Genomic DNA, 24,243 nt, shown 5'->3' on the forward strand with positions numbered 1-24,243 from the left:
TGTGTCGGCCGGGTTCGCCACGCCTGCGGCCTTCGCCGTGCCGCCTGTTTCGGCTGCTCCCGCTTCGCCTTTCGTCCCCGCCCATCCTGCTATACCGGTTGCCCCCGACCTGTCGGGGAGTGGACTCGTCATGTCTGCGGCCTTGGCGGCACCGCCTGCCCAGGCTTTCGTGTCGACTGATCCTGCTGTGCTCATTGCTCCCGGTCTGTCGGAGGCTGGGTCTGTCACGCCTGCGGCCTTCGCTGTACTGCCTGGTTCGGCTGCTCCCGCTCCGCCTTCCATGTCTACCGGTGCCGCTATGCCCGATACCTCCGACGTGTCAGGGGAGGCGTCGCCGATGGTGTCCGCCGACACGACAACGCGTCACACGGAAGGGAGAGGACAGAAGGAGGAAGGTGCTGCTCCACAAGACATGCATGTCCCAAACCCAGTGAGAGGTGAAGCCGGCAACCGGTCTCCGCGAACATCACGAGGGCGAGACAGTTCTTTGGCTCCACACCAGATCCGGGATGGAAGCCAACTCTCCGAGGGAGGCAGGCGACAGGAACTCGACGCATCCAATGACGCAGTCGGCCGCGTCGCACGCCGGCGCACGGGTGAGGGACCAGCGGCTGAGGCCAGTGCGTCTACCCGCGGCTCTGGGAACGGCCAAGTCCGGATTGTCACCGATGCCTCAGGTTCGCGTGGCCGACGTGGGGATGATGGCGGGGAATCCGTTCCGGTCGGAGTGGACATTCCGGTAGGAGTCGGCGGGTGGGCTGAAATGCCTCGTGAGAGCGACCCTGGTTCAGGCCGGCTTGCCGTAGCTGCCCTTGGTTCCCAGCGCAATCAAGATCGGGTTGTCTATGCCTCAGGCTGGCGTGATCGTCATGAGGGGAGTGACGAGGGGTCCGCTTCATCTGGGCATGGCGCCGCTGCGTGGGCTGGGGAGTGGGTTGGGGCTTCCCAGCGAGTTGGTTTTCCAAATTCCGCAACCCCGGGAGTAGAAGGTCGGCGCGATGTCGAGGACCGGGTAGGGAATTCACGGCGTTGCATGTCAGAAGGCGGGGACGTGGGGAACGCCGATCGGTTTGGCTCCAGAGGCCGTCGTGTTGCAACCAGAGCACGCGTTCACGCACGAGCCGCGCAGACATCTTCAGTGCGTGCTCCCTCAGCACAAGGTCGTTCGGTGGAGGTTTCTCCATCACAAACTGCTCCGAGACAGCCTTCTCAGGCGCAGGCGCTTCCGACACACCTTTCCCCGGCACAGGTTCCTCCGGCGTGGGTGTCTCCAGGTCGCTTTCCTTCTGCTCAAGTTCCTCCAGCACAAGCAGATCCAGAGCACCCTGCTCAGGCTCGGGTTGCTCTGGCACAGCCGCTTCCGTCACCACGTTGTCTGCCCGAAGCACTCCTGGCTCAAGGTCGTCTGCCCGAGGCACCTCTAGCCCAAGGTTCTCCGGCTCAAAGTCGTCTGTCCGATGTGCCCATGGCACAGGGTTTTCCGTCACCAGGTCGTCTGCTCGAGGTGTCTCCGGCACAAGGTTCTTTGCCTGAAGCGCCCCTGGCACGTGGTCGTCTGCCCGAGGCGCCGCTGGCACAAGGTTTTCCATCACCAGGTCGTCTGTCCGATGTGTCCCCGGCACAAGGTGTTCCGTCACCAGGGTGTCTGCCTCAAGCACTCCCGGCACAAGGGCCTCCGGCACACCTGTCTCCCGTGCCGTTCCCTTCGGCGGAGGATTCGCCCATGCAGATACCTCTGCCGCAGGGGTTCCCAGCCCCAGCCCCTTCGCCGGAGGTTCCGCTGTCGCCGGTTCCGCCCTTGCCTCCTGCGTTGCAAGCGCTGAGATCCGCCATCGGCACGCCCCACTCCACGACTGATCCGGGGCGGCCCACGCTCCGAGTGCTCCTGGTGGTTGGGGCGGTGGCCGCCGCTGTGGCGGCGATCTATGCGTGGCAAGCCCAGCCCGAACCTCAACCATTGCCCTTGCCCACCCCAGCATCGCTGCCAAGCATCGGACCACGGATGCCGGCTGTGTCGCCGACCATGCATGTGACGGTGCACGTGGCAGGAAAGGTCCGTCATCCCGGTGTCTTCCCGCTACAGCCCGGGGCACGAGTAGCCGACGCGATCAAGGCGGCGGGCGGCGTGCGCGGCACCCCCGACACGGGCACCCTCAATCTCGCGCGTCGGCTTGTGGACGGTGAGCAGATCTTGGTGGGTGTTTCCGCGCCACAGGGTGCCACAGTGCAGGGCACCACCCAGTCGATTCCGTCGCTCGACACCCCCTTGATCGACCTCAATGGCGCGACGGCCGAGCAGTTGGAGCAACTACCCGGTGTCGGCGCCGTGCTGGCGGCCCGCATAGTCGAGTATCGCGACGCACATGGGGGGTTTCGCAGCGTCGACCAGATAAAGGAGGTGACCGGCATCGGTCCCGCAAAGTTCTCCGACCTCAAGGACAAGGTGCGTGTGTGAAGGCACGAGGGTTCGTAAAGACGAGGGATTCGGGAGCCTGGGGTGAGAAGCGGGTGCAGTCCGGCGGCGAGAACCCTACGCCTCCTGCTCGATCAGCTTGCTCACGCCGGGAGAAGGGGTGGGTGGAAGCCTTGCGAACGTCGGAATGAGCAAGTCCCCCCTGGCCGGGGCCTGGAACGGTTGGTGGGGCGGAAGCTTTGCAAAGGCTGGAATCTCAGGGCGTCTTCAACTCCCGCGGCGTACCTGGCCTGTTCAGCATCGTGCCACCTGATCCCTGCGAAGACAGCGTCCTCGATCTATGCGGAGCTAGCACTCGAGCGCGGGTGGCTGCAGGCCGACCGAACTCTGACGGCTGAGGAGCATGCGTCCCTGTACGGAAACTCATCGCTCGGGCTGCTCACGACCGCACATGCGTGAGAAAGGGCGAGAGCGGGTGAAGGGGCGAGGACGTGGTGAAGGACCGGGGGCGGTGAAGGGGAACGGTGGATGCGGTGACTGGATGCGGTGTGAAGACGGTGGGGTGGCGAAGGAAGCGGCGAGTTTGGTGAGGGGGGCGGCGAGTGGGCTGAAGGAAGCGGTGGATGCGGTGAAGGAACGGGGTGTTGGGGGGCCGTGCGGTGTGGAATTGGGCGTGGAGCAAGGTTGCTGCTGCTGGCGTTGAGGCTTGGAAGCGGAGAACCCGGGGCTGGTTTATCGCCGGGAGCCTGTCCTCGGCTGGGAGCCTGTCCTCCGTTGGGAGTCTGGCTGCCGCGGAGGCGGGGGAGTCGGCCGTTGGGGCGGGGGCGTCGTACAAACACGCGGTTCACATAGGGGTGCCGGCGCTGGCGGTGTGGGGTGCCGCCTTTGTGTTGGTCGGCTGTCCGGCGGTAGTCGGGGCATGCGTGGCCGCGATCAGTGGGGGTGTGTGTCTGGCTCTGTTCGCGGGTGAGGTCGGTCGACGGCGGAGCATGACACGGTCTGCGTATGGGGGGCCGTCATGGCGGACGGTCGCGATGGGGGCGTCGGTGTGTGTGGCGGCGGTCGCCGTCGTGGTGGCGTTCAAGGTGCACGCGGTTGAAAGTGGGCCGGTTGCTGCCGCCGCAAGGGAAAGGGCGGAGGCGGGGATGGAAGTGGTCCTCACTGGCGATCCTCGGGCATTGGGCGGTGTCGGTGGAGTGGTCAGGCGGGAGCGGTTTGTGGTGGACGGGCGGGTTGAGGTGTTTGAGCGGGCCGGCACACGCCTGGAGGTTCGGGTGCCGGTGGTGGTGCTGGCCACGGGGCCGGGCTGGGAGGGATTGCTGCCCAGCCAGCGTGTTCATGTGCGGGGGCGACTGGCGCCGGCCAACCGTGGGGATCTTGTTACGGCCCTGGTCTTCGTGCACGCCAGGCCACAAGTGCTCTCCGGGCCTTCGCGGCTTCACCGTACGGCGGGCGTCTTTCGCCAGGGGTTGCGCGACGCGGCTGACGTGTTGCCTTCCGAGCAGCGAGGGCTCCTGCCGGGGCTGGTCGTGGGAGACGTGTCCCGCATGGACGAACAGGTGAAAGCCGACTTCCAAGATGCCGGGCTTGGTCATTTGACCGCTGTCTCCGGCGCCAACCTGGCCTACGTGGCCGGAGCGGCTCTGGTGGTGGGACGCCTGGTCGGGTTGCCGTTGGCTCCCCGCGCGGCGCTCGCGGGTTTGGCCATGGTGGCGTTCGCCGTGGTCGCCCGGCCGTCACCCAGTGTGGTGCGCGCCCTGGTGATGGGGCTTGTGGCCGTCACAGCCCTGGGCACCGGACGGGCGCGTCACGGCCTGACCGCCTTGGCGGTCGCGGTGCTCGGGCCGCTGCTGTTCGAGCCCGAACTCGCCCGCTCCTACGGGTTCGCGCTGTCCGTCACCGCCACGGCGGGGATCCTGCTGTTCGTGCCTGTGTGGGGACGGCGCCTGGCCACACGCATGCCGCGCTGGGCTGCCGAGGCGATAGCCGTACCCGCTGCGGCTCAAGCGGCGGTCACCCCCGTCCTCGTGTTGATGGCGGGCGGGCTGAACCCTGTCGCGGTCGTGGCGAACGTTTTCGCCGGCCCCGCCGTACCACCGGCTACACTCCTCGGATTCGGAGCCGCGCTCGTGGCTCCTCTGCACATGAGACTCGCCCAGGTGCTCGTCCACCCCGCGGGGGTCGCCACCGGTTGGGTCACCGTTGTGGCTGAGCGGGCCGCCGCGTTACCACTTGGGGTGCTTCCCTGGCCGGGAGGTGTGCCGGGACTGGTGATGCTGGCCCTGACCGTGCCCGTGGCGATCGCCGTGCTCCGGCACGCGCCTGTGAGACGTGTGGCCGCGACGGCTCTGGGGGGAGTGCTTGTCGCTTTCGTCGCGATCAGGCCGTTGATCGTCGTGTGGCCGCCTAGCGGGTGGCTAATGGTGGTCTGTGACGTGGGGCAGGGCGATGCCATTGTCGTGGCTGCGGGGCCAGGAAAGGCCGTCGTCGTCGACGCAGGACCTGAGCCGGTCGCGGTCGCACGCTGCCTGCGCACGCTGGGCGTGCGCGAGGTGCCGCTCCTCGTGTTCACCCACCCACATCTCGATCACGTTGGCGGCAGAGCAGGCGTTTCACGGGGACGCCGAGTCGGCGCGATCCTCACCGGGACGATCCCCGACGAGGCGGAGGATCGCAGGCTCGCCACAGACCCAGTTCTCCGCGGCAGTGCACGATGGACTGCTGTCCCCGGAGGCCGATGGGTCTTCGGGCCATCCGAGTTCACGGTGCTCGGCCCCTTGAAGGACATGCCAGTAGGTGAACACGGTGACGGGTCAACGATCAACAACGCGAGTGTCGTCCTCCACGTGCGCTGGCGCGCCGGATCCGCCCTCCTCAGCGGTGATATCGAGATAGAAGCCCAAGAGGATCTGGTGCGTGCGGGTTTACCGCAAGTGGACATCCTGAAAGTGCCGCACCACGGTTCGGCTTCCCAAGACCCCGCATTCCTCGCCGCAACCGGCGCAAAGGCCGCCCTGGTCAGTGCGGGGGCCGGCAACGATTACGGTCACCCGGCCCCCGCAACGCTGGCGCGTCTGCATTGGTTGGGCATGCGGATCTTCCGGACGGATGTCTCCGGCGACGTGGCAGTGGTGGAGCGGCAGGGCGGAGTCGCGGTTGTCGTTCGCGGCGGGCCTGGCGTGGCGGCTGCGGTTGGCGGCGGGTGAGGTGGTTATCGGCCCGTGCGATTTGCGACAATTACTTGAATTGTGTGTTCGAGTGCGTAGGCGGGGTCGGCTCCGCCGCCTTTGACTTGTTCGTCGGCAGTGGCGATTGCCTGGAGTGCGAGGGATAGTCCTTCCGGTCCCCAGCCATTCAACTGGCGCTTGACGCGGTCGACTTTCCACGGTGGCATGCCCAAGTGGCTGGCGAGTTGTCCACCACGCAGGTTGCGGGGGGCGCCGCCGACCTTGGCCAGGGAGCGTAGCCCTCCCGCTAGTGCGCTCACGAGCAGGACGGGTGCCACGCCGGTGTTCAGTGCCCAGCGCACCTGCTCCAGAGCGTCCCGCAGGCGGCCCTCGACCGCGGCGTCCGCCACGGTGAACCCACTCACCTCGGCCCGGCCCCGGTGATAACGGGCGACGGCCGACTCGTCGATGGTCTTCTTGTCCATAGGGGTGTCGAACGCCAACTGGTTGCAAGCGGCGGCCAGCTCACGCAAGTCATTGCCGACCGCATCGAGGAGCGCCTGGGCGGCTGCCGGCGCGATGGTACGGCCGGCGCGCTTGACCTCGTTCCTAATGAAGTCGAGCCGCTCACCCGCCTTGGTGACCTTGGACACGGTGATCACCTGAGCGCCGGCCTTCTTCACCCCCTCGACCAGAGCCTTCCCCTTGACCCCGCCGGGGTGCACCAGCACAAGCACGACATCGTCGGCCGGGCGGGCTGCGTAGGAGACGATCTCGGCGATGACCTCCTTGGCCAGGTCCTGAGCCGAGCGGATCACCACGATCGACCGGTCGCCGAACAACGACGGCGACGCCAATGTCGTGAGGTCCCCCGGCTCCACCTTGCCACCGAGCAGCTCCTGCACCTCCGCCCCGGATTCGGCTGCCCGCGCCGCCTCGACGATCGAACTGACCGCCCGATCCGCGAGCAACTCCTCGTCGCCGACCACCAGGGTCACGGCTGCTGGTTCCGCCATGCCAAGCAGCATGCCACGCCACCGAGGCGAGCACGAACCCACCGAACGATTCAGCCTTTCCAGGGGCTCGGGAGAGCAATTCCTGCCACGCCTCCCAAGAACAGATCACCCCTCAAATGCGCCTCCATCGCAGTCCGCATTCAAGTGACATCTGTACGGATGCCCGGCTGTTGGCAGTAACCTCGCCGCGCCCCCGCCCCGGGGGCCGGTTGGTGTCTGCGTGGCTGTGGTGGTGGTTGAAGGTTTGACGTGTGTACGGATAACCGGGTTGTTGGTGGTGAGGCGGCTGATCGGTGTCCATGTGGGCTCAGGAACGAGTGAGGAGGGCGAACGCCACCACGCCACCCGCGAGAAGGTCACGTCGCCGCTCTTCAGGGCCACCTGGACGACGGAAGCATGAAACACCAAAACGCCGCGACCCCCGATGGGGTGCGGCGTTTGGGAAAGTTGACCTAGCCGGCCTGCAGGGCGGCGGCGCGCTGGGCGATTGCCGACTTGCGGTTGGCGGCCTGGTTCTTGTGGATGACGCCCTTGCTGACGGCCTTGTCGAGCTGGCGGGAGGCGGAGCGCATGAGCGTGATGGCCTCGTCGGCGTTGCCCGCGTCGGCGGCCTCGCGGAACTTGCGGACCGCAGTCTTCAGAGACGACTTGACGGCCTTGTTGCGCAGGCGAGCCTTCTCGTTCTGCTTGTTGCGCTTGATCTGGGACTTGATGTTCGCCACGAAGAAGCCTCGGTATGAATGTCGGTGCGGATGGGGCGCGCGGGCAGGATTGAGAGGGCACGCCACACGCAGTTGAACAGGCTATCAATAGGCCGGCTTCCCGCTCAAATCGTGATGGGAACGCACGGCCGCTGGATCAAGTGTAACCGCACCGGCTCCCGCCGTACGGGCAACCGGGGTGGTTCGGCGAGGCATCGCGGCGGACTGGACGGCTCGGCCGGTCGCGCGGCGTCTGCCGTACGGGCAGATTGGGGTAATTCAGGGAGGTGTGCCGGGCAAACTGCGGCTGAAGCTCGGTCGGCCGCCCTGGTGCCGGCCGCTGTACCGGCAACCGCGGTGGCTCGGCGAGGCGGGCTGCGGCGACCAGGGGGGTTCGGCGAGGTGTCTGGGCAATCCGGGTGGGACGGTGCCTGCCGTACGGGTGGTCGGGGTGGCTCAGTGGGCCGTGCTGGCGCCTGCCGTACCGGCGGCTAGGGCATCGCAGCGTGGCCTGTCGGCGATCGGGGTGGATCAGTCGGGCGTGTCGGTGATGTGTGGGTTGGGGTGGGTTGCAGTGGGTGCCCCGCTAAACTAGGGGCGGTAATAGCGGCGGCCGTGCACGACTGCACATGGCCGTGGTCGCGGCGACATCACGGTGTGGGCCGCGTCGAGCTCATGCCCAAGCATGGATCTGGGCATGCCACCATGGAAGAGGCTGGCTACCCCCAGCCCTGTTGTCGACCATTCACCCGAAACGGATCCCGGTGCGCACTCAGCCTGGCCAGACCGACCCTGCGGTGATCCGCAACTTCTGCATCATCGCGCACATCGACCACGGTAAGTCCACTCTTGCCGACCGCATGCTTCAGCTCACCGGTGTGGTCGACGACCGGTCGATGCGGGCGCAATACCTCGACCGCATGGACATCGAGCGTGAGCGTGGCATCACGATCAAGTCGCAGGCGGTGCGGTTGCCGTGGAAGGTCGGCGACACCGACTATGTGCTGAACATGATCGACACGCCCGGTCACGTGGACTTCTCGTATGAGGTGTCCCGGTCGCTGGAGGCGTGTGAGGGTGCGGTGCTGCTGGTCGACGCGGCGCAGGGCATTGAGGCGCAGACGCTGGCCAACCTCTATATGGCCATGAATGCCGATCTGCACATCATCCCGGTGCTCAACAAGATCGACCTGCCCGCCGCCCAGCCGGAGAAATACGCTGAGGAGATCGCGGGCCTGATCGGTTGTGACCCGTCGGACGTGCTGCGTGTGTCCGGCAAGACCGGTGTGGGTGTGCGGGAGTTGCTGGACCACGTGGTGGCCGAGGTGCCGCCGCCTGTGGGCGACTCCGACGCGCCGGCGCGGGCGTTGATCTTCGACTCGGTCTACGACACTTATCGGGGCGTCGTGACCTATGTCCGGGTCATCGACGGTCATCTGGGCAAACGTGAGCGGCTGCTGATGATGTCGACTCAGGCCCAGCACGAGACGCTGGAGATCGGAGTGATCTCGCCGGAGCCGATGCCCGCCGCGCGTGGGCTCGGGGCCGGTGAGGTGGGTTATCTGATCACGGGCGTCAAGGACGTGCGCCAGTCGCGGGTCGGTGACACGGTCACGTCGGCGGTCAGGGCGGCCACGGAGGCGCTGGGTGGCTATGAGCACCCGAAGCCCATGGTTTACGCCGGCCTCTATCCGATCGACGGCGACGACTATCCGGAGCTGCGTGAGGCGCTGGACAAGTTGCGGCTCAACGACGCCGCGCTCGTCTACGAGCCGGAGACGTCGGCGGCGCTGGGGTTCGGGTTCCGCTGCGGGTTCCTCGGCCTGCTACACATGGAGATCGTCCGGGAGCGGCTGGAGCGCGAGTTCAACCTGTCGCTGATCTCCACGTCGCCCAACGTCATCTATCGGGTGATCATGGAGGACGGCACCGAGCACACGGTGACGAACCCCTCGGAGTTCCCCTCCGGGAAGATCGCCACGGTGCATGAGCCGGTCGTCAGGGCCACGCTGCTCTCGCCGTCCGAGCACATAGGCGCGATCATGGAGCTGTGCCAGGGGCGGCGCGGGGCGCTGCTCGGCATGGACTACCTGTCGGAGGACCGGGTCGAGATCCGTTACACGCTGCCGCTCGGCGAGATCATTTTCGACTTCTTCGACCAGCTCAAATCGCGCACCCGCGGCTATGCCTCGCTGGACTACGAGCCCTCGGGTGAGCAGGAGTCCGACCTGGTCAAGGTGGACATCCTTCTCCACGGCGACCCGGTCGACGCCTTCTCGGCGATCGTCCACAAGGAGAAGGCCTACTCCTATGGCGTCGAGATGGCCAAAAAGCTTAAGGACCTGATTCCGCGGCAGCAGTTCGAGGTGCCCATCCAGGCCGCGATCGGCTCCCGCGTGATCGCCCGTGAGAACATCCGGGCGATCCGCAAGGACGTTCTTGCCAAGTGCTACGGCGGTGACATCTCACGCAAGCGCAAACTGCTTGAGAAGCAGAAGGAAGGCAAGAAGCGCATGAAGATGGTCGGCAGGGTCGAGGTGCCGCAGGAGGCATTCGTGGCCGCCCTCTCGACGGAGACTTCGAGCCCCGACAAACCCAAGAAGTAGGTCGATCACGCTGGCGGCCGGGGGAGTTCGAACTTCCGGGACCGCTCTGAAGTGGGGATATCGGCTAACAACGCTGCTCATTCGTGAGCTAGCGTCGTTGATATGTATATTCGCTCGGTAAATGTGGGGATGGCGGTCGACGCCGACTGGGCGGGAGAGCTGAAGCGCACCGCCATCGACAAGAGCGCAGTGCTGGGTCGTGTCCGCGTCGGGGACAACGGTCTGGCCGGTGATGAGCGGGCCGACAAGGAGCACCACGGCGTCCCAGATCAGGCCGTGTATGCCTATGCCCGCGAAGACTACGACTGGTGGGAAAACGAGCTGGGCCGGGAGTTGCGCGACGGGCGGTTCGGGGAGAACCTCACCACCGTCGGCATCGACGTCAACGAGTGCAAACTAGGCGAACGCTGGCGTGTGGGTGACGTCGTGCTGGAGGTGACCTCGCCACGCGTCCCCTGCGTCATCTTTCGCAACTGGCTGGACGAGCGAGGCTGGGTGAAGAGGTTCACCCAGGCACGGCGCATCGGGACGTATTTCAAGGTCCTTGAGCAGGGCGAGCTCGGGGTCGGTGACAAGATCGAAGTGCTGTACGTCCCGCAGGAAAGTGTCACCATTCGGGAGTCGTTCCTGGCTTATCACGGCGACAGGGAGTTGCTGCGCCGGATCCTGGCCACCCCGGGGCGCGCCGCCAGGTGGGATCGGGTGGCGGCCCGGGTCTTCCGCGACACCACACCGGTGTGATCACGGGCTGTGGCGTACGGCGGAGCCGGCTGTGGGCCTTTGCCGCATCGCAGCCGCGCTGTACGGCGAAGCCCGGATGATGGCCGGCTGCACGGCGTAGCCCGGGCGGTGGCCGACCGTGAGGCTTCGCCGTACGGCACGTGGACGTCCCGTGACGGCCCGGACATTGGCCGACCGCGAGGCTTCGCCGTACGGCATGGCCTGGAGGCAGACGAAAGCGGGACCGGTTTCCCCGATGAGACCGGTCCCGCATTTTTCGTGGCACCCTGGCAGGTTGGGTGCGTGGGCGAGGGTGCGGAGGCGGGCGACGACCCAGGGCGCCCGCCTCCGCACCCGGCCGGGTTACCTCAGAACGCGGTAGAGCGCCGAGGTGAGAGTGGCTTGGTCGTCGTCCTGGTCGATGGACCACATCATGTATCCGCCGAGGCGGCGGTCCTTGATGTAGTGAGCCTTCTGGCGCACAACGCTGGGGTCGTCATAGGACCAGAAGACCTTGCCGTCGTAGAGCCACTGGGCGCCCGTGCGCTGGTCGCGGTAGCGCTTGCCGGGAAGCTTGACCAGGTTCTTGTAGTCGTCGGAGCCCGCTACCCATGTGGCGGGGGCGGGGGCCGTGGCGGAGTTGTAGAGGCCGTCGCCGCCGCCGGACAGGCCTGTCCAGCCCTGGCCGAAGGCGGGGATGCCGACGACGATCTTGTTCGCGGGGGCGCCGCGCTTGAGGTAGTCACGTACGGTCTGGTCGACGCTGTACCGGACGGGGTTGGGGTCCCGGCGGTCGGTGTAGAGGTTGCCGTTGTGGCCGGTGCGAGCTTCGCCCGAGACGTGCAGGTCGTAGCCCTGGATGGTGGCGTAGTCCATCAGCGAGAACACCTTGCGCACCTCGAAGCCCGCGTCGATCTTGGCGGCTGCGGCGGGCAGGTAGGCGCTGATCAGCAGGTCGTCGTTGACGGCGTCGAGCTGGCGGCGGAGTTCGGCGACGAAGAGGGTGAAGTTCCGCTTGTCCTCCGGACGGATGATGTTGCCTTCGTTTCCGTCGGAGCCGGGCCACTCCCAGTCGAGGTCGATCCCGTCGAAGACGCCTGCCGCGGCACCGGCCGGGAGCCCGCCGACGTTGCCCTTGATCCAGAGATCGATGCAGGAGGCCGCGAGGGCCGAGCGCCGCTCGGGGGTGAGGACCGCGTCGGAGAAGTACTTCGAACCGCTCCAGCCGCCCAGGGAGATCAGAGCCTTGAGGCCGGGGTGCTTGGCCTTGAGCTTCTTGATCTGCTGGAAGTTGCCCTTGAGGCCGGGCTCCTCGGGGTCGGCGACGCCGTCGACGGCCAGGTCGGCTCCGATGGGGCGCTGCCAGTCGGCCCAGGGGTCGGAGGCTATGCACTTGCCTTCGGCGTCGACGAAGCCGAAGGCGTAGTTGAGGTGGGTCAGCTTGGCGGCGGCACCGCTTGTGTCGAGGTTCTTGACGTTGTAGTTGCGACCGTAAATACCCCAGTTGATGAAGTAAGCGACCCTGCGGTAGCGGTCGTCATCGTCATGATCGAAAGATTGGGCTTGGGCGGACGTGGCGGGGGCGACCAGCCCCGCCATGAGAGCAACGGTCAGGAGAACTCTCTTCACGGGCCTCTCCACTACTTGGGAGTCCTTAAGGGTTACTTATAGGAAAGTTTCCTTTAAGTTTCCACGGATCGTAGAGCGGTGCCATCGGCCCGTCAATGGCATCCATCGCAAAGGTGCAGACTTGATATGTGCCATCCAGACTCCCCGACGGGGATCCCATGCCCTCATCTGGCGCTTTGCCCGCCGGAGCGATCAGCACGCTTGGGACACGCCCCTTCGGCTTCTATGTCCACGTGCCCTTCTGCGTGACTCGCTGCGGTTATTGCGACTTCAACACTTACACCGCCTCTGAGCTGGGGCCCGGCGCCTCGCAGCGGGAATACGCCGACACCGCCATCGACGAGGTACGGCTGGCGCGGCGTGTCCTGGGTGACGCGGATCTGCCGGTCGAAACCGTGTTCTTCGGTGGGGGCACCCCCACGCTGCTGCCCGCGGCCGACCTGGTGCGGATTTTGCGAGTGATCGACGAGGAGTTCGGCCTCGCGCCGGGGGCCGAGGTGAGCACGGAGGCCAACCCGGAGTCGGTCGGCCCCGCCTACCTCGCCGCTCTTGCCGAGGGCGGGTTCACCAGGATGAGCTTCGGCATGCAGAGCGCGCGCCCGCACGTGCTCGCCGTGCTCGACCGGCAGCACACTCCCGGCCGGGCGGCCGACGTGGTGTCCGAGGCCAGGCAGGCGGGGTTCGAGCACGTCAACCTGGATTTGATCTACGCGACGCCGGGCGAGTCGGACGACGACTGGCGTGCGTCGCTGGAGGCGGCGATCGAGGCGGGACCCGATCACGTGTCGGCCTATTCACTCATCGTGGAGGAGGGCACCCGGCTCGCTACACGCATCCGGCGCGGCGAGTTGCCGATGCCGGACGACGACGTGGCCGCCGACCGCTACCTCATAGCCGAGGAGCTGCTCGGAGCGGCGGGATTCTCCTGGTATGAGGTCTCGAACTGGGCCACCGGAGAGTCGGCGCGCTGCCGCCACAACCTGCTCTACTGGAACAGCGGCGACTGGTGGGGAGTCGGACCGGGCGCCCACAGCCATGTCGGCGGCACCAGGTGGTGGAATGTGAAACACCCGGCGACCTACGCCTCGCGGCTGGCCGAGGGGGTGTCCCCGGCGCACGCGCGTGAAGAGTTGTCGCCCGGCGATCGGGCGGTCGAGCGGATCATGCTTGAGCTCCGGCTCTCGTCGGGGTTCCCGCTGGCGGAGGTGGCGAGGCCGGGGGAGGCCGCCCGTGCGTTGTCCGAGGGGCTGCTGGAGCCCGAGCCCTATCGGGACGGCATGGCGGTGCTGACGTTGCGGGGGAGGCTGCTCGCGGACGCGTTGATCCGCGATCTCACCTGAGCTTTCGCGAGGTGTTGGACATGAAAGCGCCTCCGCCGCTCGGCGCGGCGGAGGCGACACGATCCGTCAGGGCTTACTTCACCATCCGGATCGACGTCGGATAGCGATAGGCCTGACCCCTGCTCGCCGCGACACTCGCCATGATCCCGACGATCAGGGCATAGATCCAGATGACCGGCAGTACGAGGAAGAAAACCACCCCGATGAGGATGAACGTGAGGATGAAACCGGCCACGGACACCGCGAAGAAGGCGATGGTCATGGTGATCCAGAAGTTCAGCGCCTCGGCCGCCTGATCCCTGGCATAAGGAGCCTGGTCCTTGCGCGTGAGATAGACGACGAGCGAGCCGATGAAACCGAGCGGCCAGAGAAGCAGGTTGCCCAGGCCGCTGAGATGGGCCAGCATCGCCATATTGGTGTCGTCGCTGCCCGGCCTCGGGCCATACCTCCCCGGCACATGCGGGCCGTACGGCGAGCCATATTGCGCCGGCTGCCCGTAACCGTAGCCTTGGGACGTCTGCTCATAGCCGTAGCCCTGCGCCGGCTGCTCATATCCATAACCCGGAGGCGGATAGCCCTGACCGGGCGGCGGATAACCGCCGCCTGTGCCGTAATCAGGCTGCGGCGGGGGATAGTCCCCGCTCGAGTAGCCCCCTTGATAACCTCCACCGGCGTGATGTCCCCCCGTGTGATCCGCACTGGGCGGGGGCGGGTAGGACGCGCGTGGATAGTCCTCTGTCGGAGGCCGATACGTAGGTTCGTGCGGATTCTCGCTCATTAAGATGGTCTCCTTGATTCGAGGCTATCGCTCTGCGTCCGGCGAGGTCACGAAGTCGATCAGTTCTTCGACTCGGCCGAGCAAGGCTGGTTCCAAATCGGCATAAGTGGACACCGAGCCAAGGATGCGATGCCAAGCATCAGCCGGTTCGATTCCCCAACCAAGAGCCTGGATCACCCCCTCCTTCCAGGGAACACCCTTTGGCACTTGTGGCCAAGTCGGAATCCGGAGGACAGCGGGCTTCACAGCCTCCCAGATATCCACAAAAGGGTGCCCGACGATCAGCACATCCGGCGATGAGGCCACCTTTTCCGCGATCCGGCTCTCCTTGGAGCCGGGAACCAGGTGGTCCACCAGCACCCCAAGCCTGCGACCGGGGCCGGGAGCGAACTCGGCCACGACATCGGGCAGATCGTCCACACCCGCGAGGTACTCCACGACCACGCCTTCTACGCGGAGATCGTGCCCCCAGATCTTCTCGACGAGCGCCGCATCGTGCACACCTTCCACATAAATCCGGCTCTCCCTCGCCACCCTGGCCCGCAATCCCTCCACCGCGATGGAACCGGAGGCACTGCGCCGGGGTGCCGCGGGCCCAGCCGGAGGCCGTACCAGGGTGACGACCTCGCCTTCCAGGAGGAATCCGGCGGGAACCAGTGGGAACAGCCGCCGCCGCCCGAACCGGTCCTCCAGCGTGACGGCCTCCTTGTCGCACCCCACGACCGCACCGCAGAACTCGCCCGCCACGTCTTCCACGACAAGACCGTGATCGGCGGTTACCGTGGGGATGACCCGCTTTTTCGGCCGCCGCCAGTCATCGGACAGGACATCTCGCCCGTACATATCTCGGCACGCTAGCAAAAGTGCGGATCACCCGCCCGGGTGCCAGCCGGCGGCCAGCCTCCGGCGATAGGCCCGGCGCCGCACGAGCACGACGATGGTCATCGCGGCCGCGACCACCACACCGAGGCCAGGGATGGCGATCAGCAGCGCGACGCCGATGAAGAGCTCTTCCGTCGTGTTCCCGGAGGACAGGCTGCGCCCCACTCCAAAGGCGGTGCCCACCTGCCGTTCGGTCACGCAGGAGATCTGGTAGGTCCCCGTTTGCTCCACCTTGATCTCTTGGATGAGCTCCCAGGTGTAGCCGGGGTATTCATACTTTTGCTCCACCAGCGGCCTGGCGAGCACCGCTTTGCCCGGCCCCCCGGTGACGTTGCACGTGTAGTTGACGGGCTCCTTGCTGCTGGCGTAGATCGCTGGCCCCCGCTCGGGGTCCAGCAGCACAGTGCGGGTCTCCCCCGAGCCGAACTGGTCCTTGGGGAGGATGTCCTGGACGTCCGCCGCGGTGGTCATGTTGAAGGCGATGATTCCCGCCACCAACGTGACGAAAGCAAAGATCCACGCCACCAGGATCCAGCGGCGGCGCGGCCGGAGCTGCCGGGCGGCCGGCCGCGGGGCTCCGCCGTACCCCGTGGCCTGCCCGCCGAAGGGCGGGCCGCCGTAGCCGGTGCTCCCGGGCGGCGGTGTGCCGAAGGGGGGCGCGGGGGGCGGCTGCGGGCCGCCGAACCTGGGACCGCCCTGCGGGGGCGGACCGTACGGCGGAGCCGCGGGAGGCGGGCCTCCGGGAACATGGCCACCCGGGACAGGTGCCCCCGGGACCGGAGCGCCCGGAGCATGCCCCCATGGACCTTGCCCCCCCGGACCCTGCCCCGCAGGCCCCTGCCCTCCCGGACTTTGCCCCCCGGGCGCGGCGCCGCCGGGGAACACGCCCCCAGGGAAGGAGCCCTCCGGAGAGGTGCGCCCCGTGGGCGGCCCCGACGGGGAGGCGAAGGGGGCCGGCGGGGGCTGCTGCGGGTCGTATGGTTGCCCGGGCGGTCCTGGGCGCGACACCCGGGTCGTCTCGTCGTCGGAGGGCTCTGTCTTGTCCGTCATATCCGGCAGTTTGACGCGTCGGCGCGGTCCGCGGATAGCAGCGCGCCTGACACCTTCCAGATATCCGACTCCGCCCCGTGTTATCGCACGCCGGGGGCGAGCGCCGTACACTTGGCACTCGGGAATGCAGAGTGCTAGATCTGGTGTCTCCCGGTTCCGGTGCCAGGCAAGGAGGTGAGCACGTTGGTCGACGACCGTAAGCTGGCCGTGCTCAGGGCCATTGTCGAGGACTACGTGTCCACCAGTGAGCCGGTGGGCTCCAAGGCGCTTGTCGATCGTCACAATCTCGGCGTGTCACCCGCGACGATCAGAAACGATATGGCGGTCCTGGAGGAGCAGGGCTACATCACCCAGCCGCACACGAGCGCGGGACGCGTGCCCACGGACAAGGGCTACCGGCTGTTCGTCGACAAGCTGTCGCAGATCAAGCCGATGTCGAGCGCGGAGCGCCGGGCGATCGAGACCTTTCTGGCCGGCGCGGTCGATCTGGACGACGTGGTCATGCGCACCGTGCGGCTGCTCGCCCAGCTCACCCGGCAGGTCGCGGTCGTGCAATATCCGACCTTGGACGCCTCGACCGTGCGGCACGTCGAGATCGTGCCGCTGACCGATCACCGTGTGATGCTGGTGCTCATCACCAACACCGGCCGGGTCGACCAGCGGGTCGTCGAGCTGCCCGACAAGGTCGACGAGATCCGGGTGGCGCACATGCGGGCGGTGCTCAATGCCTGCCTCGACGGCTGCAGGCTCAACAAGGTGCCTGATCTGGTCGCCGATCTGCCGGAAAGGCTTCCCGAGGAGGACAGACCGGCCGCGGCCACCATTCTGTCGGTCCTGTTGGAGACGCTGGTCGACAGACATGATGAGAAGATTGTGTTCGCAGGGGCCGCCAACCTGGCGGCGCCTGACTTCACCGTGGGTCTGCGAGAGGTTCTGGAAGCGCTTGAGGAGCAGGTCGTGCTGATGCGCCTGCTCGGCGACGCCCCCGACAAAGCCGCGATCACAGTGCGGATCGGCTCGGAGAACCCCTATTTGCAGGGCACATCGATCGTGGCCGCGGGCTATGGCTCGGGCGATAAGCAACTGGCGCGTCTCGGCGTTCTCGGTCCGACGCGCATGGACTATCCGGTGACGATGGGAGCGGTGCGGGCAGTGGCACGCTACGTCAGCCAGATCCTGGCTGCTTCATAAGAGGGTCATAGGTGGCTAAGAGCGATTACTACGGCACCCTTGGGGTGCGCCGTGACGCGACTCCGGAAGAGATCAAAAAGGCCTATCGGCGTCTGGCGCGTGAGTTGCACCCAGACGTCAACCCTGATCCGGAGACGCAGGAGCGCTTTAAAGAGATCACACAGGCCTACGAGGTCCTGTCTGACCCCAACAAGCGCCAGATGTACGACCTGGGGGGCGATCCCCTGTCGAGTGCTGGAGCGGGCGGTTTCGGGGCCGGCTTCCAGTTCAGCGACATCATGGACGCCTTCTTCGGCTCCGCCGGCGCCGCCAGGGGCCCGAGATCTCGGGCGCGTCGCGGACGCAACGCGACGATCCGGGTCGAGCTCGACCTCAAGGAATCGGCGTTCGGCACGACCCGCGAGCTGGTCGTCGACACCGCGGTGCTCTGCGAGGTCTGCCAGGGGGCGGGCGGCGCGCCCGGCACCCACCCTGACACCTGCGACATCTGCCACGGCCGCGGCGAGGTGTCCCAGGTCACGCGGTCGTTCCTCGGTAACGTCATGACGTCCAGGCCCTGCCCGCAGTGCGGCGGCTACGGCACGATCATCCGCCACCCCTGCCAGGAGTGCTCGGGCGACGGGCGCGTGCGCACCCGCCGCACGATCAAGGTGCGCATCCCCGCCGGAGTCGAGGACGGCACACACATCCAGCTCGCCGGCGAGGGCGAGGTCGGCCCCGGCGGCGGCCCGCCCGGCGACCTGTTCCTGGAGATCGTCGAGAAGCCCCACGAGATCTTCGAGCGGCGCGGCGACGACCTCCACTGCACCGTGCAGATCCCGATGACGGCGGCCGCGCTCGGCACCATCCTCACCGTGGAGACGCTCGACGGCGCCGAGGAGATCGATGTGCGGCCCTCCACGCAGTCCGGCCAGGTCATCCCGCTTTACGGCAGAGGCGTGCAGAGGCTCAACGAGTCGGGGCGGGGCGACCTGCTCATCCACGTCAACGTCGAGACCCCCGCCAAGCTCGATCCGCAGCAGGAGGAGCTCCTGCGTGAGCTCGCCAAGCTGCGTGGCGAGGAGCGTCCGCCCGGCAAGTTCGCGCCGGGCCAGCAGGGTTTCTTCTCCCGGCTGCGCGACGCCTTCAACGGCCGATGACCGCTCCGGTCTTCCTGGCCGGGCGTGAGGAGCTGGCGAAGGACTCCTTCGTGCTGGGCGGCCCCGAGGGCCGCCACGCCGCGACGGTGAGGCGGCTGCGGGCGGGTGAGCGGCTCGACCTCACAGACGGCCGGGGCGCGGTCGCCGAGTGCGTGGTGCGCGAGGCGGCCAAGGACTCGCTGACCGTCGATGTGCTGCGCCGCTACGACGTGCCCCCGGGGCGGCCCCGCCTGGTGGTGGTGCAGGGGCTGCCCAAGGGCGACAGGGGCGAGCTCGCCGTCGAGATGATGACCGAGGCGGGCGTCGACGCGATCGTGCCGTGGGCCGCCTCACGCTGCGTCACACGCTGGCAGGGCGACCGGGCGGGCAAGTCCCTCGCCAAGTGGCGCTCGGCCGCCAGAGAGGCCGCCAAGCAGTCCCGGCGCTTCTGGCTGCCCGAGGTCGCCGAGCAGGCCACCACGGCTCAGGTCGCGGCCCTCCTCACGGGCGCCGAGCGGGCCGTGGTGCTGCATGAGGAGGCCACGACAGCTCTCTCGGGCGTCGACCTTCCCCTCTCGGGGGACGTGGTCGTGGTCGTCGGTCCCGAGGGCGGCATCGGCGACGATGAGCTGGCGGCCTTCAGGGCGGCGGGAGCCATCCCCTGTCTGCTCGGGCCTACGGTGTTGCGCACGTCGACGGCAGGTGTCGCCGCGGTGGCCGTGCTCCAGGCGCGCACCGGACGGTGGTGAAGGCTTCGGCGCGGTTGGTGTGAGGCCGCCGGAGCTCCGTGCCCAGGAGGCTGCGCACGTCGACGGCAGGGCCGTGCTCCAGGCGCGCACTGTTGAGGGCGGCACTGTGAGGGCGTGAGCCGTACGCCGTGGGCTCGGCCTTGGCCTGGGGAGGGGCTCGCGGTCTAGTTGGTCGGGGTGATCAGCTCTGGGGTGGAGGGCTCGGGCTCCACCGGCGGGCACTCCTCGGCGGGACCGGGACAGGGTGCGCCGGAGTCCGAGGCCGAAGGCGACGGTGACGGCGACGAGCTGGGTTTGGCGGTCGGCGGGCAGTGCTTGCCCGCCGCCTCGCGGGCTTCGCGTGCCGCCTCGTCGGCCGTGGAAGGGCACGAGGTCGGTTTGCGCGGGGACGCGCTGGGCTGGCGGGGGGCCGGCTCGCTCGGCACGGTGGCGCTGGTCGGGCGCGGTGGCACCGGCACCGGGACCACCGCCTGTTCAGGCGGGTTGTGCGGCGGCGGCTGCTGCGGCACGGGCCGGGAGGTGCCGGACGCCTCCGGTCCCCGCGTGCCGTGGTTGACCTCGGTGATGCGGCGATCCTCCGGCGTCACCTGCTGCCGCAGGCCGGGCACCACCATGACCACCGCCCCCGCCACCAGGACGGCTCCTGCGATGGACGCGCCCGTACGCCACCAGAACAGGCCCCATGACCCGCGCCGCTCGATGCGGGCGCGGATGATCTCCAATGCTTCGGGAGAGGGAACGACCGCCTCCGCCTCCGCGCGGAGAGCATGGCGGAGGATGGCGCCGTGCTCATCGGGGGCTTGGGTCATGACGATTGCTCCAGGACGTTGCGTAAGGCGGCCATTCCACGGGCAGTGTGGCTTTTCACCGCGCCCTTGCTGATGCCCATGGCGTGAGCGATCTCGGCTTCCGACAGATCACCGTAATAGCGCAAGACCAGTGCTTCGCGCTGGCGCGTGGGGAGATTCCTCAGCGCCTCGATAACAGCGCCCCTCTCAAGCTCGCCGATCGCGCCGTGCTCAGCGCTAGGCGCATCGGGGAGTCCCTTAGGGGCATATTTCTCCACAACTGCGCGGTGGCGCAGCACGGACCGGGAACGATTGACGACCGACTGCCGCAGGTATGCGAGTGCCTTGTCGGGGTCCCGAAGCCGTCGCCACGCGCCGTGGATGGCCACAAACGCGTCTTGGACGACCTCTTCCGCAGTTGCCATATCGCGGACCAATAGTACGGCGAGACGCACAAGTGACCGATAGTGCGCACTGTATAGCGCAGTCACGGCCATATCGGCATCCCACCCGACAGGCACCGCCCCGAGCGACCTATCGGCCACGAGGGTCTCGGTGGTCACATCAGTGGGACGCGCGGCCTTCCCAGAGGGTTTACGCTCTTCCGGTTCATTAGGGGGCATGACCCAGTCGTGTCCTCGCCAGGTGGCCTCGCCCGACCCTGAGTTGTTCCAATTTTCCGCTGTAGTGTGGCACACACACCCTATCTGCGGGGATCTTTCCGCGCACCCAGGCACTGATTACCGATTGGCAACGGCAACTGACGCTAAAGTGCCAGGGTGATCGACTGCCTGTTCTGCAAGATCGTGGCCAGGGACATTCCGGCTCAGATCGTCTACGAATCCGAGCGGACCATCGCGTTTCGCGACATCAACCCACAGGCCCCCATGCACGTCCTCGTGATCCCCAAGGTGCATTACGCGAACGCCGCGGAGCTGGCTGAGGCCGACGACGGCCTCGCCGACGAGGTCTTCACAACCGCGCACAAAATCGCAGTCCAGGAAGGCGTCGCCGAGGCCGGCTACCGGGTCGTCTTCAACACCGGTCCAGGCGCCGGCCAGACCGTCTTCCACGTGCACGGACACGTGCTCGGAGGGCGGGCGCTCACCTGGCCGCCGGGGTGATCTCTCCCGGCCGGCGGTCACGCGCGGAAGCACCGGTTTACTGCGGAGCGGATCAGAGCCAACCCGGATAGCATGTGGTAGCAGCCCTGTTGCATCTATCCAGGAGGCGATCAGGCCGTAGGCCTGCCCATGTCCGAGCCACAAGATTCCCGTAAGACGCCACCCAGCGGTCCCACCAGGACCCAGGCGAAGGTGGTTATACCGGACGACCAGCTCATGGTTGGCCTGCTGGGCTCGCGAGACGAGCTGCTGCGGGTCATCGAAGGCGCCTTTCGCGCCGACATCCACGTCCGGGGCAACGAGATCACCGTCACCGGCAGTCCCGAGGAGAGCGGCGCGGTCGTCCGGCTCTTCGAAGAGCTGGTCGAGCTGGCGCGCGGCGGCACCCAGCTCACCACGGACTCCGTCGAGCGCAGCATCGCGATGCTGCGCATGTCGTCAGGGCGCCCCGCCGAGGTGCTCTCCCTAGACATCCTGTCCTCACGTGGGCGCACGATCCGCCCCAAGACGGTCAACCAGAAGCGCTATGTCGACTCGATCGACAAGCACACGATCGTCTTCGGCATCGGACCGGCGGGCACCGGCAAGACCTACCTGGCCATGGCCAAGGCCGTGAAGGCGCTTCAGGCCAAAGAGGTCAACCGCATCATCCTGACCAGACCGGCGGTCGAGGCGGGTGAGCGGCTCGGATTCCTGCCCGGCACGCTTTACGAGAAGATCGACCCCTATCTGCGCCCGCTCTACGACGCGCTGCACGACATGGTCGACCCCGACTCCATCCCGAGGCTGATGGCCGCGGGCACGATCGAGGTCGCCCCCCTGGCTTATATGCGCGGGCGCACCCTCAACGACGCCTTCATCATCCTGGACGAGGCACAGAACACCTCGCCTGAGCAGATGAAGATGTTCCTCACCAGGCTCGGCTTCAACTCCAAGATCGTGGTGACCGGTGACGTCACCCAGATCGACCTTCCCGGCGGCACCCAGAGCGGGCTTAAAGTCGTTCAGGAGATTCTGGACGGCATTCCCGACATCTACTTCTGCCGTCTGAGCAGCGCTGATGTGGTCCGCCACCGTCTCGTGAGCGACATCGTCGACGCCTACGGCCGTTACGACGCCACGCTGACCGAGCCCAAGCAGATCAAGCAGCAGCGCGGCAGGAGATAGAGGATGAGCGAGCGATGACGATCGAGGTGGCCAACGAGTCGGGCGTGGAGGTCGACGAGACCACGCTCGTGGCGCTGGCCGGGCATGTGCTGAGCCATATGCGGGTCAACCCGCTGGCCGAGCTGTCCATCCTGGTCGTGGACGAGGATGTGATGGCCGGTCTCCACGAGCAGTGGATGGGCGAGCCGGGTCCGACCGACGTGCTGGCCTTCCCGATGGACGAGCTGCGTCCCGGGCAGACCGGGGCGCGGCAGGGCAACGAGGGGCCGGCCGATCCGGCGCTCCTCGGCGACGTGGTGTTGTGCCCGCAGGTCGCGGCCAAGCAGGCCGTGGAGGCGGGTCACTCGGCCCAGGACGAGCTGGAGATGCTGTGCACGCACGGCATCCTGCACCTGCTGGGCTACGACCATGCCGAGCCCGATGAGCACAAGGAGATGTTCGGTTTGCAGGCCGAGCTTCTCACGGCGTGGCGGGAGGTGCGCACCCAGCGGTGAACGCCGCGAACGGGTGGTTGGTGACGGTCGTCGTCCTTGTAGTGGTCGGCGGCCTGATCGCAAGCGCGGAGACGGCTCTGACACGCATCTCCAGGGTGCGCGCTGAGGAGTTCGTGCGCGAGGGGCGCAGGGGCGCCGAGCGGCTGCGGGCCATCGTGGCCGACCCGCCGCGCTACCTCAATCTCCTCTTGCTCCTCCGGCTGAGCTGTGAGCTTGTCTCCACTGTCATCGCCACATTGATCTTCATAGACGTGCTCGGCGATCAGGGATGGGCCTACGCCGCGGCCGCCGCGGCCATGATCGTCGTCAGTTACGTGATCGTCGGCGTGTCCCCGCGCACCCTCGGCCGTCAGCACGCCGAGCCCATCGCCCTGGCGAGCGCCCCGATCGTCTACGGCCTGACCCGGATCTTCGGGCCGCTGCCCAAGCTGCTCATCCTCATCGGCAACGCGGTGACCCCGGGTAAAGGCTTCCGCGACGGCCCGTTCACCTCGGAGGCCGAGCTGCGCGACCTGGTCGACCTGGCCGAGGAGCGCAGGGTGATCGAGCCCGACGAGCGGGAAATGATCCACTCGGTGTTCGAACTCGGCGACACCCTGGTGCGCGAGGTCATGGTGCCGCGCACCGACATGGTGTTCATCGAGCGCGGCAAGACGTTCAACCAGGCTCTCTCGCTCGCCCTGCGCAGCGGCTTCTCCCGCATACCGGTCGTCGGGGAGAACGAGGACGACGTTGTCGGCATCGTCTACCTCAAGGACGTCGTGCGCCACGTGCACGAGTCCGGCGACAGCGGGCAGGGGGAGAAGGTCGAGACGGTCATGCGCCCCGCCACCTATGTGCCGGAGAGCAAGCCGATCGACGAACTCATGCGTGAGATGCAGGCCAGGCAGAGCCATCTCGCCATCGTCATCGACGAATACGGCGGTACGGCGGGCCTCGTCACCATCGAGGACGTGCTGGAGGAGATCGTCGGGGAGATCGCCGACGAATACGACCAGGAACTCCCCAGGGTCGAGTCCTTGGACGACGGTTCGATGAGGGTCACCGCCCGCCTGCCCGTGAGCGATCTGGCCGAGTTGTTCAACGTCGAGATCGAGGTCGACGACGTCGAGACGGTCGGCGGGCTTCTCGCGCACGCGCTCGGCCGGGTGCCGATCGCCGGGTCGGAGGTCGAGGTCGAGGGGCTGCGGCTGACCGCGGAGAGCATCGCGGGGCGGCGCAACCGGATCGGCACGGTGCTCGTCAGGAGGCTGCGGCCGTCGAAGCGGGACTTCGTGAACGCCAAGAAGGACAGCCAGTAGGCGAATTCG

Annotated in this window: 21 protein-coding genes; 12 read left to right on the forward strand and 9 right to left on the reverse strand. The window is 67.3% G+C overall.

The genetic code is table 11. The features are described from left to right. Positions 1 to 2,011 precede the first annotated feature (2,011 nt). Together Ssi02_RS38480 and Ssi02_RS00845 are read left to right on the forward strand one after the other, a co-directional pair. Positions 2,012 to 2,455, forward strand: a complete 444-nt coding sequence (locus Ssi02_RS38480; RefSeq protein WP_239128482.1) for a ComEA family DNA-binding protein — start codon at positions 2,012 to 2,014, stop codon at positions 2,453 to 2,455. Between the two features lie 992 nt (positions 2,456 to 3,447). Next, complete coding sequence (locus Ssi02_RS00845) at positions 3,448 to 5,619, forward strand: ComEC/Rec2 family competence protein (RefSeq protein ID WP_239128483.1); 2,172 nt, start codon at positions 3,448 to 3,450, stop codon at positions 5,617 to 5,619. 5 nt (positions 5,620 to 5,624) lie between these two features. Here Ssi02_RS00845 and holA read toward each other — a convergent pair whose 3' ends face one another. Together holA and rpsT are read right to left on the reverse strand one after the other, a co-directional pair. Next, positions 5,625 to 6,596, reverse strand: a complete 972-nt coding sequence (gene holA / locus Ssi02_RS00850; protein ID WP_239128484.1) for a DNA polymerase III subunit delta — start codon at positions 6,594 to 6,596, stop codon at positions 5,625 to 5,627. Positions 6,597 to 7,048: 452 nt separating this feature from the next. After that, positions 7,049 to 7,318, reverse strand: a complete 270-nt coding sequence (gene rpsT, locus Ssi02_RS00855) for a 30S ribosomal protein S20 (protein WP_204019977.1) — start codon at positions 7,316 to 7,318, stop codon at positions 7,049 to 7,051. A 743-nt stretch (positions 7,319 to 8,061) separates the two neighbouring features. Between rpsT and lepA the strand changes: the two genes are divergently transcribed. Both lepA and Ssi02_RS00865 read left to right on the forward strand, forming a co-directional pair. Next, positions 8,062 to 9,903, forward strand: coding sequence for a translation elongation factor 4 (lepA, locus tag Ssi02_RS00860; protein ID WP_239128485.1), 1,842 nt, complete (start codon positions 8,062 to 8,064; stop codon positions 9,901 to 9,903). Positions 9,904 to 10,032: 129 nt separating this feature from the next. Continuing rightward, a complete protein-coding gene (locus Ssi02_RS00865; RefSeq protein WP_239128486.1) occupies positions 10,033 to 10,644 on the forward strand; it encodes an MOSC domain-containing protein in 612 nt (203 codons plus the stop codon). On the opposite strand, the gene Ssi02_RS00870 is transcribed toward Ssi02_RS00865, so the two are convergent. After that, positions 10,645 to 10,977, reverse strand: coding sequence for a hypothetical protein (locus Ssi02_RS00870; protein WP_204019983.1), 333 nt, complete (start codon positions 10,975 to 10,977; stop codon positions 10,645 to 10,647). It lies immediately after the preceding gene. A gap of 9 nt (positions 10,978 to 10,986) precedes the next feature. Continuing rightward, positions 10,987 to 12,252, reverse strand: a complete 1,266-nt coding sequence (locus Ssi02_RS00875) for a glycoside hydrolase family 18 protein (protein ID WP_204019986.1) — start codon at positions 12,250 to 12,252, stop codon at positions 10,987 to 10,989. Positions 12,253 to 12,380: 128 nt separating this feature from the next. Here Ssi02_RS00875 and hemW point away from each other — a divergent pair, with 128 nt between their 5' ends. After that, a complete protein-coding gene (gene hemW / locus Ssi02_RS00880) occupies positions 12,381 to 13,592 on the forward strand; it encodes a radical SAM family heme chaperone HemW (RefSeq protein WP_204019988.1) in 1,212 nt (403 codons plus the stop codon). 73 nt (positions 13,593 to 13,665) lie between these two features. On the opposite strand, the gene Ssi02_RS00885 is transcribed toward hemW, so the two are convergent. Genes Ssi02_RS00885 through Ssi02_RS00895 form a run of 3 tightly spaced genes read right to left on the reverse strand, consistent with a single transcriptional unit; the run spans position 13,666 to position 15,777 of the window. Beyond that, entirely contained in the window at positions 13,666 to 14,370 is a 705-nt protein-coding gene (locus tag Ssi02_RS00885; protein WP_204019990.1) for a DUF4870 domain-containing protein, read from the reverse strand. A gap of 24 nt (positions 14,371 to 14,394) precedes the next feature. Then, entirely contained in the window at positions 14,395 to 15,213 is an 819-nt protein-coding gene (locus tag Ssi02_RS00890) for a DUF3097 domain-containing protein (protein WP_204019992.1), read from the reverse strand. Positions 15,214 to 15,240: 27 nt separating this feature from the next. After that, positions 15,241 to 15,777, reverse strand: coding sequence for a hypothetical protein (locus Ssi02_RS00895; RefSeq protein WP_204019994.1), 537 nt, complete (start codon positions 15,775 to 15,777; stop codon positions 15,241 to 15,243). Between the two features lie 708 nt (positions 15,778 to 16,485). Here Ssi02_RS00895 and hrcA point away from each other — a divergent pair. The 3 genes from hrcA to Ssi02_RS00910 are packed head-to-tail and all read left to right on the forward strand — an operon-like array spanning position 16,486 to position 19,360. Continuing rightward, a complete protein-coding gene (gene hrcA / locus Ssi02_RS00900) occupies positions 16,486 to 17,493 on the forward strand; it encodes a heat-inducible transcriptional repressor HrcA (protein ID WP_204020061.1) in 1,008 nt (335 codons plus the stop codon). An 11-nt stretch (positions 17,494 to 17,504) separates the two neighbouring features. After that, on the forward strand, positions 17,505 to 18,632 hold the full coding sequence (gene dnaJ / locus Ssi02_RS00905) for a molecular chaperone DnaJ (RefSeq protein WP_204019996.1): 1,128 nt from the start codon (positions 17,505 to 17,507) through the stop codon (positions 18,630 to 18,632). Further along, on the forward strand, positions 18,629 to 19,360 hold the full coding sequence (locus Ssi02_RS00910) for a 16S rRNA (uracil(1498)-N(3))-methyltransferase (RefSeq protein WP_204019998.1): 732 nt from the start codon (positions 18,629 to 18,631) through the stop codon (positions 19,358 to 19,360). The genes dnaJ and Ssi02_RS00910 overlap by 4 nt, the downstream gene beginning before the upstream one ends. Positions 19,361 to 19,524: 164 nt before the next feature. On the opposite strand, the gene Ssi02_RS00915 is transcribed toward Ssi02_RS00910, so the two are convergent. Together Ssi02_RS00915 and Ssi02_RS00920 are read right to left on the reverse strand one after the other, a co-directional pair. Continuing rightward, positions 19,525 to 20,169 (reverse strand): hypothetical protein, encoded by a 645-nt coding sequence (locus Ssi02_RS00915; protein WP_204020000.1) that lies wholly within the window; start codon positions 20,167 to 20,169, stop codon positions 19,525 to 19,527. Beyond that, positions 20,166 to 20,645 (reverse strand): SigE family RNA polymerase sigma factor, encoded by a 480-nt coding sequence (locus Ssi02_RS00920; protein WP_204020062.1) that lies wholly within the window; start codon positions 20,643 to 20,645, stop codon positions 20,166 to 20,168. The genes Ssi02_RS00915 and Ssi02_RS00920 overlap by 4 nt, the downstream gene beginning before the upstream one ends. Positions 20,646 to 20,927: 282 nt before the next feature. On the opposite strand from Ssi02_RS00920, the gene Ssi02_RS00925 reads away from it, so the two are divergent. From Ssi02_RS00925 to Ssi02_RS00940, 4 genes are all read left to right on the forward strand, one after another. After that, positions 20,928 to 21,272 (forward strand): histidine triad nucleotide-binding protein, encoded by a 345-nt coding sequence (locus Ssi02_RS00925; RefSeq protein WP_204020002.1) that lies wholly within the window; start codon positions 20,928 to 20,930, stop codon positions 21,270 to 21,272. 129 nt (positions 21,273 to 21,401) lie between these two features. Next, positions 21,402 to 22,439: a PhoH family protein gene (locus Ssi02_RS00930; RefSeq protein ID WP_204020004.1), complete on the forward strand. Its 1,038-nt coding sequence runs from the start codon at positions 21,402 to 21,404 to the stop codon at positions 22,437 to 22,439. 14 nt (positions 22,440 to 22,453) lie between these two features. Beyond that, positions 22,454 to 22,933: an rRNA maturation RNase YbeY gene (ybeY, locus tag Ssi02_RS00935; RefSeq protein WP_204020006.1), complete on the forward strand. Its 480-nt coding sequence runs from the start codon at positions 22,454 to 22,456 to the stop codon at positions 22,931 to 22,933. Continuing rightward, positions 22,930 to 24,234 carry a hemolysin family protein gene (locus tag Ssi02_RS00940; protein ID WP_204020008.1) on the forward strand — a complete coding sequence of 435 codons (1,305 nt, stop codon included), beginning with the start codon at positions 22,930 to 22,932 and terminating at the stop codon, positions 24,232 to 24,234. Before ybeY ends, Ssi02_RS00940 begins: the two co-directional genes overlap by 4 nt. Positions 24,235 to 24,243: the final 9 nt, after the last annotated feature.

Source organism: Sinosporangium siamense (assembly GCF_016863435.1).
Classification (GTDB): Bacteria; Actinomycetota; Actinomycetes; order Streptosporangiales; family Streptosporangiaceae; genus Sinosporangium; species Sinosporangium siamense.